General features: G+C 69.8%; 5 protein-coding genes and 1 pseudogene. 2 read left to right on the forward strand and 4 right to left on the reverse strand.

Annotated features, from left to right (window positions below):
• Positions 1-29 precede the first annotated feature (29 nt).
• The 4 genes and pseudogenes from ASG12_RS22055 to ASG12_RS04945 all read right to left on the reverse strand — a co-directional run.
• Positions 30-1,331 (reverse strand): annotated as a pseudogene (locus tag ASG12_RS22055) (condensation domain-containing protein); the annotation flags it as partial.
• A gap of 29 nt (positions 1,332-1,360) precedes the next feature.
• Entirely contained in the window at positions 1,361-3,676 is a 2,316-nt protein-coding gene (locus ASG12_RS04935; protein ID WP_055785873.1) for a penicillin acylase family protein, read from the reverse strand.
• A complete protein-coding gene (locus ASG12_RS04940) occupies positions 3,673-5,475 on the reverse strand; it encodes an IucA/IucC family protein (RefSeq protein WP_082501777.1) in 1,803 nt (600 codons plus the stop codon). The genes ASG12_RS04935 and ASG12_RS04940 overlap by 4 nt, the downstream gene beginning before the upstream one ends.
• Positions 5,476-5,519: 44 nt before the next feature.
• Positions 5,520-9,533, reverse strand: a complete 4,014-nt coding sequence (locus ASG12_RS04945; protein ID WP_055785876.1) for a non-ribosomal peptide synthetase — start codon at positions 9,531-9,533, stop codon at positions 5,520-5,522.
• Positions 9,534-9,623: 90 nt separating this feature from the next.
• Between ASG12_RS04945 and mbtM the strand changes: the two genes are divergently transcribed.
• Together mbtM and ASG12_RS04955 are read left to right on the forward strand one after the other, a co-directional pair.
• Positions 9,624-11,297 carry a long-chain-fatty acid--ACP ligase MbtM gene (mbtM, locus tag ASG12_RS04950; RefSeq protein WP_055785879.1) on the forward strand — a complete coding sequence of 558 codons (1,674 nt, stop codon included), beginning with the start codon at positions 9,624-9,626 and terminating at the stop codon, positions 11,295-11,297.
• Positions 11,294-12,454 carry an acyl-CoA dehydrogenase family protein gene (locus tag ASG12_RS04955; RefSeq protein ID WP_055787689.1) on the forward strand — a complete coding sequence of 387 codons (1,161 nt, stop codon included), beginning with the start codon at positions 11,294-11,296 and terminating at the stop codon, positions 12,452-12,454. Before mbtM ends, ASG12_RS04955 begins: the two co-directional genes overlap by 4 nt.
• The last annotated feature ends 71 nt before the right edge of the window (positions 12,455-12,525 follow it).

Consider the following 12,525-nt stretch of genomic DNA (forward strand, 5'->3'; position numbering starts at 1 on the left):
ATCGCGATGGCCGGCGCTCGCTGCGTCACCTCGGCCTCGGGGATGTCGGTGCGATGGTCGATCTCGAGATGTATTCCGTCATCGGTGATCTCGAAGGCGTAGCTCAGTGGGTAACCACCCACACCGGTCGACACCGACCGGTAGTCGACGTCACCGGCCGCCGGAGCGCCCGGCGTCGTGACGCCCCGCACGGGCGCGCTGCGGACCGAGGCCATCATATCGGCGACAGGGAATCGACCGCCGTGGGCACGGAGCGCGGTCAGCAGGGTGCCGTAGTCGATCGACGCGAACTCCATGGCCGAGTAGATCGCGGACATCATGCGGCGCAACGTCTCGCGCACCGACGCCGTCGGGTCGACGGTGAAGCGGATCGGAACGATGTTGCCGCAGTAGCCGACCACGCGTGGGTCCTGATCGGGACGACGGTTCTCACTCGGGACGAGCACCACGAGATCGTCAGCGCCGGTGAGCGAGTGCGCAGCCAGTGCGCACACCCCGATCATCAGCGCGTTCGATGTCGCACCGACGTCGCGGGCGACCTCGCCGAGCGCGGCGACCGCCGCGGGGTCGAGTGCGCGCCGATCCCGTGTGACCGCACCCTCGTCGAGCGGCGTGATCCAGCTCTGTTCGGCCGACTCCGTGGGCAGGGCCCCGGTCAGCGGGTGGCGGATGTCGTCGGCAGCCCAGGTCGACAGGGCATGGCGCAGAGCGTCGTCGACCGGTTGTGGCGAGCCGTCCGCGGCACCGACGACCGGGGTGACGGCAGTGGCGCCGGTGACGAGGTGCCCGAGCAGTGCCGGCCACGAGGTGCCGTCGACGGCGATGTGGTGGACGACGAGGATCACCGTGCACGTTCCGTCGGGCGCGACGCGCAGGCACGCGCGGGCCGGCGCCTCCTCGGTCAGGCGGAACGGCCGGCGGGTGAGCGCGGTCGCGGTCCCGTCCACATCTCCGGGGACCGCAGCGCCCTCGGCGGGCGCGGGCCACTCCCAGAGGGTGCCGGGCACCGACCATCCGCCCTCGACATCTGCCGGTTCCCGTCGCACGACACCCTCGTCGTCGACGATGACCGACGAGAGGACCGGGCTGCGCAGCGTCTCCTCGAGGGCGGTGACGACGTCGTCGGTCGCGCGGCCATCGGTGAATGTCAGCACCAGACCGATGTTGTGCGAGATGGATTCGGGATCGAGCTGGTGGATCCGCCACATCCGCCGCTCGGCGACACCGAGCTCGCCCCGCGTCCGTGGCGTCGGATCCTGTGCAGTGTCGGGGGTCGGGGGTGTACCCGCGGCCGATCCGCCGGCGTCGACACCGGCGAGGCGTCGTCGCATCAGCTCGAGTCGTGATTCGTCCAGTACGCTCACGCGTCCTCCATCGTCAGGTGGTCGGTCGTTGTGGTCGTGTCGTCGTGATGCACGGTGATGTGCGACAGCAGGTCCCAGGAATCGACGACGGGGAACAGATCGCCCCGTGCCCACCGCGACGCCTGGTTCTCGAACGACGGATGGCGCGGGTCGCCGGAGGCGCCGAGGGGGACCACCCATCGACTGGCGGAACGGTCGGCGAGGTCCCACACGAACCGCGCGGCCGAACCGACGCTGCAGGCGTGGCTGAAACCGATGGCGCTGCCGTTGGCGAACACCGTCTCGGCGTCGCCGCCGAGTGCGTGCGGGTGGGGCCGCAGCCGGGCCGACAGCGCGGGGTGGGCGGTCGTCGCACCGACGAGGTCGAATCCGTGGATCGGAGTGAGCACGTGCACGTCACCCCACGTGGGGATGTCGTCGAGGTGTTCGAGCCCGGAGGCGACGGCGTCGACCGCCTCGCGCAGGATGGCGCCGGCGTCGGCCCCGAGTCGGCCCGCGTGCGCGATCACCGATTCCAGCGCCGCCGACACGCGGGGCAAGGAGACGAACCACGGGTCGAACACCGCAGGGAACACGTGCCTCGTCGCCAACGGCTGTAAAGCGGGAGACCGGATGAGACCGCGGACGAGATGGGCACGGATCTCGGCGAACACGTAGGCCTGCGTGCTGTCGACCGCCATCGATCGGTCCCACCCGTCGAGGCGGGCGACGAGCCGTCGTGCGCGCTCGTCGAGTCCGTCGATCTCGTCGAGGAGTCGCAGCACGATGTCCCGCGCGTCGAGCACGTCGTCGCGATGGATGCGTTCGGCATCGGCGACGCTGTGCTGGGCCTTGGCCTCGAGGAGCGCTGCGATCCGGTCGGCGCGATCGGCGCGGACGCATTCGGTGGTGACCGGCTGGAGTGGCGCGGTGGTCATGCGCTGGTTGGCGATGACGGAGAACGACGTGACGTCGGGTGCCCTCGCTCCGTCGTGCACGGACGTCGTGCGCATTCCCGTCCACCGGTGACGGTCGGTCCACCCGGGCACCGGCAGCCAGTAGTTCTCCGGGGTGCGTGCGGGCATCGCCCCCACGAGGTGTGCGACCAGTCGACCGCTCGCGTCGCCGATGACGACGCGGTTCACCGGCTCCACCCAGTCACGCAGGGCGCGTTCGACACCCGCGATCGACGTCGCGAACAGCAAGTCGATGAACGGGTCGGCGGTGGTGGTGTCGTCGTGCAGGATCGGGGTGCGCAGGCTCAGTGCGATGGGTGCGTCGGGTCCGCCGACGATCACCGATCCGTGTGTGGTCTCGATGATCTCGACCGTCACCGGGTCGCCCCCGCGTACCGTGATGGAGTCGGTCCAGGTGGTGACCGCGACGTCACCGTGCGGGCCCTGCGCGGTCACCGATCCGTCGCGGCGCGAGAGGTGGTCGATGTAGACGTCCTGGTGGTCGCCCATCGCGTTGGTGATGCCCCACGCGACCGAACCCGCGTGGGCGAAGTGCGGCACCCCCGGGACCCCGGCGAACGCGAACCCGACGACGTCGAATTCCGGTGACGCGAGGTGGGTCTGGAGGTAGACCCCGGGGAGTTCGAGGAATCGGTGCGGGTCGCCGGCGATCTGCGGCGACCCGCTCGCCGAGCGTGACGCGGCGATGCCCCACGCGTTGCTGCCACTGATCGCGTCGCTGAGCGGTGTCGGTCCGGGTGGCTCGATCCCGGTCGCACCCGCGGCGGCGAACTCGGCCAGCACGGTCTCGACGAAGGTGGCGTCGGGCAGGGGCGGATCGAAGGGGTCATCCGGGTCGGGGGCGGCCGGACTCTCGAAGTCGAACAGGCGCAGCGCATCCGCACCGAGATGGGTGCAGGCGTGCACCCGCCACAGCTTGGTGAGGAAGCGGCCGAAGAGGATGTTGTGGGTGATGAACACCGCGATCGGTGTCCACGGTCGCCAGGGCAGCGGCCGGTGGTCGAGCTCGGTGAGCTCGAGCGCTTCTGCGGACTCCAGCGTGCTGTTGACCCCGTCGACATAGGCACCGAACAGTTCTCGCGTCCGGACCGACGAGCGGGCGAGGATCCGCCGTGCGGCACGGTCGATCCCGGCGCGCCGGGCGAACTCGTCCCAGCCGATGGCGTCGGCGCCGAAGACCTCGGCGGTGCGACCCTCCGACCTCAGCCGGAGGAACTCGATCTGCCAGGCGCGGTCCAGCCCGCAGGCGCGACCCTGTCCGTAGAGGGCTCCGCGTGCGGAATCGGCACGGATGTGCGGGATCCCCCATGCGTCACGGAGGATCTCGACACCCTGTGCGTCGCAGGGAGCGGTCACGGGTGCTCCCGGGTCGGCGAGGGGGCGAACCGGGCGATCGGGTTGACGAGGCGGTGATCGGTGTCGAGGAGTGCGGCGTAGGAGTCGCCGAGATCGACCATGCGGCGACTGTTGCCGAGCTGCAGACGGTTCATGTGGATCGCACCGAAGTCGGGTGCGAACAGATCCCACCGGCTGAAGCGGTCGGCCAGCTCGGGATGACCGGTGACGTAATCGGTCACGCTGTCGGCGACGGTTCTCCAGAACGACGTGTCGTCGCAGAGGCCTGCATGGTGCAGGATTCCCGCGAGTGGGCGGAGGAAGTCGTCGAAGACATCGGACAGGATGCCGAGGTTGCCGATGGAGTCGTCGGTATGGACGACCGCGCGTCGGCACGACTCGGGTAACCCGGGGGCGTCGTCACCGATGGTGACCTCCTCGCCGATGTCCTTGAGGATGGCGCGCACCGGGACGCCGTCGTCGAGCACCAGGATGAGGTTCTCACCGTGCGGCGAGAACTTCAGCCGATGGCGGTAGAGGAGATGGATGACCGGGTGCAGGTAGGCCCGCAGGTAGCGCGAGAGCCATTCCGTCGCAGACAGTTCCGATCGGTGGATGAGTGCTCCCACCAACGGGTCGCCCCGGTGGTCGACGTGGAGCAGCGCCGCCATGGTCATGAGCTGCTCGTGGTCGGCGACGAGTCCGACGGGGCTCTGTCGCCACAGCGCCGACATCAGTTTTCGGTACTCCGAACCGGGCGTGGTGACGCTCTGCAGCACGGGGTTGCGGTAGCCGATCGCGACGACCTCGAACAGCATCGCGAAACCGAGTCCGCGGAGGTGTTCGTCGTCGCCGACCCGGTCGCGTACCCAGTCGTTGATCAGGGGTGTGGTGCGCATGTAGTCGGCCGACATCCCGCGGGTGAAACCCATGTTCGTGATAGACAGCGCGAGCTTGACGTAGTGCCGACGGTTGTCGGACGCGTTGAACAGCGTCCGGATCGACTGTTGCGGCCGATGGAGGTCCTCGCCTTCGCCGAGGAACACCAGTGTCCCGTCGGCGAGTTCCCGCGCGAACACACGTGTCACCTTCTCGGCCCACTGCCACGGATGTACGGGGAGGTAGAGGTGATCGGCGGGCTCGAGTCCGCGCGCGCGTAGGACCGCGTCGAAGCGATCGAGGGTCGCTGCGCCGAGTTCGTCGACCAGGAGGTCCCGGTGGTCGTGATCGGTCATCGTCGCGACATCGCAGTGTTCCCGAGGCGCGGCCACCCACACGAGGCGGCAGTGCTCGCCGCGTTCGGGCGCGTAGCGCGCGACATCGTCGGAACTGAAACCGATTCGGCCGGCGTTGGCGACGATGCAGGGATGCCCTTCGGTCATCGTCTGTTCGATGGTCTGGAAATCCGCCGTGGCCAGGTCGGCGGCCGGGATGCGCAGGTGCTCGGGGCGATCGGCACCCAGGCCGAGCGTGTTCACGAACTCCTCGAGGTAGGCGGGCACGGCGTCGGGGTCGATCGCGAGGCGCTCACGCAGGTCGAGCAGCACGGCGACGGGGTCGACGGGAACCTCGGTGCCGTCGACCAGGCGGCGGATCGAGGGCTCGTCGATCACCCAGTTGTCGAGCGCCAACACCTCTGCGCGGAAGACGTACTCGGTGCGCTGGTCGTCGGACAGCACCAGGTACAGCGAACCGGCACCCGAGGTGTCGCGATCGTCGGTCGGATCGTGGCCGCCCATCGGGATCGGATGGATGATCTGTTCGTGGGCGAACTCGCCCAACACCTTGCGGGCCAGACGCCGCCCGTACACCGTGGCCATGTCGGCACGACTGTCGGTCTCGGCTCTCGGCGGCGCTGTCGACGTCACGAGTCGACCGATTCGGTCGCTGCGAAATCGTCTGCTGTGCAGTAGCTCAACCGCGCGGTCTTCGCGCCCACCGGGTGATCGCCCTCGACGCGGAACCCCACCAACTCGTTGAGTCGGTGCACGGCGGTGTTGCGGACGTCGGGCTCGACCACGACACGTCGCGCCGCGGCCTCGCCGAACGCGGTCCGCAAGATGTGGCGCATGACCGACGCGGTGAAACCGGTCACCGGTGTGTCGGTCGGCGCGACGAGCAGATGCATACCGATGTCCCCGGGTGCGTGGACGTAACCGGTACCGGCGTCGGCGAGCTCGCTCGACAGCGGTTCGTACAGTTCGAACAGGAACTGCGGTTCGCCGTCCACGATGCCGAGCCGCATACCGAAACCGCTTGCGTCGGCCTGGGTGATCAGCGACACCACCTCCTCGCGCGTGGCGCCGAGCATGTCCCAGAAGTGTGATTTGGGGTGGGTGAGCCAGCCGTGCACCAGCTCGACATCGGTGTCGAGATCGATGCGACGATGGGCGATCGCGGGACTCCTCTGGCCCAGCTCGGAGGCGACCTCGCCGGCCGAGAGACCCAGCACCTCGAGCATGACCTCGGCGACCTCGGTGATCGCCGCACCGTGCAGCTCCTCGAGTCGCGTCGCGAGTCCCGCGACGGTTCGGCGGGTGAAGATGTCGGCCACGGTCACCGAGGCCGTGGCGCCGGGAACGGCGAGCCATCGACGGATCTCGGCGACGAACCGGGTGGCCAGCACCGAATCGCCACCCAGAGCGACGAATTCGTCGGTGACCCCGATCGGCCGCGTGGCGAGGATGGTCTCGAGCACCGCCACGAGTGCCTTCTCGACGGGCGTACGCGGGGCGATCGACTCGACCGACCCGGCGTCGTCGAACTCGGCGGCGGCGCGGGTGCGGTCGAGTTTGCCGTTGGGGGTCAACGGGAGCCGGTCGGCGACGGTGATCGATCGCGGGATCATGTGCGCGGGCAGCAGATCGCGCAGCGCGTCCGCGAGAGTCGCGGGTTCCGGTGTCTCCGCGGTCCCGATGGTGACCGCGGCGTGCAGATCACGTCCGTCGGTCCAGGCGACCGCGGCCGACACCTGCCCGAGGCGCAGGAGTGCGGACTCCACCTCACCAAGTTCCACACGGTGGCCACGGATCTTCACCATGTGGTCGTCGCGGCCGAGGAAGTCGAGGAACGCTCCCGGCAGGTACCGCGCGACGTCGCCTGTGCGGTACCACCGCACACCGTCCACCTCGACGAACCTCTCGGCGGTGCGGTCGAGGTCGCCGCGATAGCCCGCGGCCACACCGTCGCCGCCGATCCACAATTCACCCGGTACGAAGTCGGGGCGGTCGCGGCCGATGGCGTCGACGACCCGGCAGCGCACGCCGCGCAACGGCGTGCCGTACGGGACGAAACCGGTGTGGTCCCCGACGTCGGCCAGTGCGCAGACGGTGGAGTGGATCGCCGTCTCGGTGGTGCCGCCCAGGCCCGCGACACGAACCGCCGGCACCTGCTCGGCGATCCGACGCAGATGCGCCACCTCCACCCGGTCGCCGCCGGTGAGCACCACCCGCAGCGACGTAGGCATGTCGGTGATGTCGAGGAGCATCCCGAGAACCGTGGGGACGCAGTTGAGTACGGTGATCGACTCCTCGTGCAGGGCGCGGGCCCACGAGTCGACGCGCGTGGTGGGGTCGTCGTCACCGACGACGACCGCACCGCCGACGGCGAGCAGCGCGAACACGTCGAACACCGAGAGATCGAACTCCAGCGACGACACCATGAGCGCGCGATCGGATGCGCCGAGACCGTAGCGATCGGCCAGGTCGGTCAAGGTCGCCACCGCGGCGCGATGGGGGACCTCGACACCCTTGGGTGTACCGGTCGATCCCGAGGTGAACAGGATGTAGGCGAGCGAGTCGGGACCGCTCGCGTCGTCGGCCGGATCGAGCGGCGAGGCGGACGCGGTGTCGTCGAACACGACGACGGCGAGCGCGGTGTCGGTCACCCGGTCGGCACGGTCGGTGAGCACCGCCGACGGGGTCGCGACCGAGACGATGCGGTCACGGCGGTCGTCGGGTTGCGATGGGGAGATCGGCACGTAGGTGGCGCCGGCGGCGAGAACCCCGATGGCCGCGACGATCTGCGCAGCACTCTTGGGCATCGTGACGACGACGGTGTCGCCCGCTCCGACCCCCGCCGCGCGGAGCGCGCCCGCCACCCGCCGCGCCCGGTCGGCGAGCTCGCCGTGTGTCCAGGTGGATTCGCCGTCGATGAGTGCCGGGGTGTCGGTGCGCTGTGTGGCGAGATCGAGGACGCGACGGTGCAGTGTTCCGTCGAAGGTGTCGGTGATGGGCAGCGGATGCTCGACGGCGCGACGCTCGGCCATCACCTCGGCCGGGACGCCCGAGGGTGCCGGGCGTTCCCAGTCGCCCGCGATCAGCAGGTCGAGCAGTGCGACGTAGTGATCGAACATCGACTGCGCGACAGCCGGATCGAGATCGGAGGCGCGCACGTCCCAGTTCACCAGCAACCCACCGTCGATCTCGGTGACCTGTGCGTCGAGAAGGACCTGCGGGCCCTGCGACACGATCCACGTCGGCGTGCCGAACGCCTCGGTCACCGCGGGGGAGAACAGTTCGCCGAGGCCGAGTGCGCTCGTGAACACCACCGGCGACACGACCGGTTCACCTCGACGGCGGCTGAGGTCGCGCAGCACGTCGAGCCCGCTCACGGTGCCGTGTGCCGCGGCGTCGTGCATCGCCGCACGCATGTCCACGGCGCGTTCGGCGAGCGTGCGCTGCGCCGTGAGATCGACGGCGACGACGAGGGAGGACGTGAAGTCACCGACCACCCGTTCGACGTCGGGGTGGGTGGCGTCGCGATCGAAGAGGGGGACCGTCAGCAGGAAACGAGAAGTGGCCGAGTGTGTTCCGACGGCCTCGGCGAACACGGCCGCGACCGCGGTTGCCGGCGTGACACCTCGGGAGTGTGCGTGGGTCTCGAGGCGCGCGCGGTCGGCCGCATCGATCGCGTGGTGCAGCCGCACCGTCGTGGCCGTGCCGTGCGGAGTCGACGCCGGGCCGGTCGGGTCGGTACGCGGCAGCTCCGGTGGTCCGGGGAGGTCGTCGAGACGCGCCTGCCACCAAGCGATGTCGGCGTCGCGGGCGGGCCGTGACGTGCGCTCCGCCGACAGGGTGCGGAAGTCGGTGCGCAGCGGGGTCAACTGCTCGCCGCGGTACAGGCGGGCCAGGTCGTCGACGAGGACGCGGAAGCTCATGGCGTCGGCGGCGATCATGTCGACGTCGAGATGCACACGGGTGCGACTGCGGGGCAGCAGCGTGAGATCGGTACGGATCACCTGACCGTCCTCGACCGGCAGCATCGCGTGGGTGTTCCCGTGTCGCTGCTGCGCGAGGAACTCCTCGACCGCCTGATCGGACCGACGGCGCAGATCATGCACGCGCACCGTGTCCGGGTGGGCCGCGCCGACCCGCTGCGTACCGTCGGGGGCCACCGCCACCCGCGTCATCGGATGGCGTTCGAGAAGTGCGGCGACCGACGACCGGAACCGGTCCGGATCGATTGCCGCGCCGTCGAACTCGACGTACAGATGTGCGGCGACGCCACCCAGGTCGTGGCTGTCGGAACGGCCCACCCAGTAGGCGTGCTGCATGGGTGCCAGCGGGAACGCCGTGTCGTCGAAGGCGGCTGGATCGGCTCGCTGCCCGTGCGCGGGTTCGGCTGCGGTCGCCGGTCCGTCGAGAAGGCGCGACCACGCGTCGATGGTCGGTTCCTGCGCCAGACGTGCGAAGTCGATGTCGTGCCCGCGTTTGCGCCAGTGGCCCGCGAGCCGCATCATCCGCAGCGAGTCGAGCCCCTGGGCGATGAGGTCGCCGTGCGGATCGAGATCGGCCGGATCGACGCCGAGCGCCTGCCCGACCGTCGACACCACGTCTGCCGACACCTCGTGCGTCGGCACCGCTGTATCGACCACCATGTTGACTCCCCTTCGTTGCCGGCTTCCGTCGAACTTAGGTTAGGTTAGGCTTAATATACAAACGGTGGGGATGTGGAGAGGTGTAGGCCGATGTCAGTCGCTCCGACCGAGCACGAAGTGGCACAACGCGATTGGTACGACCGCGACAGCTCTCGCACGAACTGGGCTCAGGTGATCGACGCGTCGATCAGCGCGAGCGACGCCGTGTTGTCGGTCTTCGACATGCCCACCGAGCAGTGGGTGCAGCGGCCGTGGCGCGTGATCCGTGAGCGTGCGCTCGAGATCGCGACCTGGATCGAGGCCACCCGTGGCGGTCGTCGTGCGGGCGCGGGCATCGGACTCATCGGCGATCCCGGTCCCGACCTGGTCGCCGCGGTACACGCCGCATGGCTGTCGGGGTCGGCCGTCTCGATCCTGCCCGGACCGGTGCGCGGTGCCGACGACGCACGGTGGGCGGTCGCGACCGCGGGACGTTTCGCCGGCGTCGGGGTCGACATCGTGCTGGGGTCGGGTGCGCAGCTGGAGGCATTGACCGCGGTCGACTGCGCGCTGCACATCGACCACGTCGATCTCGTCGGCGTCGGCATCGACACCAGTGCTTGTCGCCCGACAGGCCTCGTCGGCGACGCCGCGGCCATCCTGCAGGGAACGGCCGGGTCCACCGGTGACCCGAAGACGGCGGTGCTCACCGCCGAGGCGGTCGCGACGAACACCGCGGCCCTGGTCGATCGACTGCGCCTCGATGCCACCGATGACATCGGTCTGAGCTGGCTGCCGCTCTACCACGACATGGGTCTCACGTTCCTGGTCGCGGGGATGTCCGCGGGGATCCCTTTGTGGCTCGCGCCCAACTCGGCGTTCGCCGCGTCGCCGTTCCGGTGGCCGCAGTGGCTCACCGATTCCGGGGCGACCATCACCGCGGCCCCGAACTTCGCCTACGACATCGTCGGCCGGTACGGAAAGCTCCTGGCCGGCGCCGACCTGTCGCGCCTGCGGGTCGCGCTCAGTGGCGGCGAACCCATCGACCCCGACGCATTCGACCGCTTCCTCGATCGGGCGTCGGCGGTCGGATTCGATCCGGCGGCCGCGACACCGGCGTACGGGATGGCCGAATCGGTCTGCGCGGTCACGGTTCCGGCGCCGGGGGAGGGCGCGCGCTACGACCAGGTGACCGTCCGCGGCGACGACGGGACGACCATCGAGCGGCGGTACCCGCTGCTCGGCGAACCTTTGGAGGGCATGGAGATCCGCGTCGTGCCCGCCGACGTCGAGGTGCCGACGATCGAGGAACGGGACGTCGGGTCGGTCGAGATCCGGGGTACGTCGATGATGGCGGGTTACCTCGGGCATCCACCCACCGAACCCGACGCCTGGTTCCCGACCGGCGACCTCGGATACCTCGTCGACGGCCGGCTCGTCATCTGCGGTCGGACGAAGGAGATCGTCATCGTCGCCGGTCGCAACCTGTTCCCGGTGGAGATCGAGCGTGCGGCCGCCGGTGTCGACGGCGTCCGGCGCGGCGGGGTGGTGGCCGTGTCGCGGGGGTCGGGTCGACCCGGCCTCGTGATCGTCGCCGAGACCCGCACCACGGGAGACGCAGTGGTCCAGATGCGGTCCGCGGTGATGTCGGCGGTCGCCTCCGACTGCGGCGTGGTCCCCACCGACGTGGTCTTCGTGGAGCCCGGGTCGGTGCCACGGACCACCTCGGGCAAACTGCGCCGCCTCGCGACCCGCGACCTCGTCGAATCGGGGGCGTGGTCGTGACCGTCGTCGCGCCCACCGGCACCTATCGGGAACTGCTCGACCGGGTCTTCGACGACGAGCTGCGCGGGTGGGTCGACGAGGCGGAGGCCACCGCGCACTTCCCGCGCCGACTGATCGAGAAACTCGGCGCTGCAGGGGTGTTCGCCGAGAAATGGGGTGACGCGACCACGCCCGACATCGGCAAGCTCGTGGCGTTGTCGTTCGCGCTCGGCCGGCTGGGGTCGGCCGGGATCGGGGTCGGGGTGAGTCTGCACGACTCCGCCATCGCCATACTCCGTCGGTTCGGTGGCCGTTCGGAGACGCTGCGCGCGGTGGCCGAGGCGGCCATCGCCGGCGAGGCGGTGCTGTGTCTCGCCGCGTCGGAGTCGTCGGGCGGCTCGGACCTGCAGATCGCTCAGACCTCGATCACGCCGCGGGACAGCGGCTTCCGAGTCCATGGACACAAGAAGTTCGTGTCGCTGTCGCCGATCGCCGACCACATCCTGGTGGTCGCACGGGACACCTCGGCCGACGGTTCGGCGGCGCACGGCAACGTCGCACTCGTCCTGGTGCCCACCCGCGATGTCACGGTGAACGCGCCGTGGGACAAGGCCGGTGCGGCACCGCTCGACACCGCGTCGGTCGAGATCGACACCTGGGTACCCGCAGACCACCTCATCGGCCGCCCGGGGACGGGCCTGGCCATGGTGAGCTGGGGACTGGCCCACGAACGACTCTCGATCGCCGGGCAGGTCGCTGCCGCGTGCGAGATGGTGCTGGGTGTCACGGTCGCCCGGATGCAGGACCGGACGCAGTTCGGGAGCACGCTCTTCGACCATCAGGCCCTGCGCCTGCGGGTGGCGGATCTGTATGCGCGCGTGGAGATGCTGCGATTGTCGCTGCACGGCGTCGCGGCGGCGGGTCGTCTCGACGTGCGCACCGCCTCAGCGCTGAAGGTGACCGCCGCGCGTCTGGGCGAGGAGGTCATGGGGGAGTGCATGCACATCTTCGGCGGCTCGGGGTATCTGCTCGACGAGACGCCCCTTGCCCGATGGTGGCGGGACATGAAGCTGGCGAGGGTCGGTGGCGGCGCCGACGAGGTGCTGTGGGAACTCGTCGCCGCCGGCATGCGACCCGACGTGGACGGCTATCGCCGGTTCGCCGACTCGATCAGCTGACACCGCGTTTGGCGATTGAGGTTAGCCTCACCTATATTCTGACCACACCGTGGACGACTGCGTCCACCACG

Origin of the sequence: Williamsia sp. Leaf354 (assembly GCF_001424365.1) — a bacterium.
In the GTDB taxonomy this organism is placed as follows: Bacteria; Actinomycetota; Actinomycetes; order Mycobacteriales; family Mycobacteriaceae; genus Williamsia_A.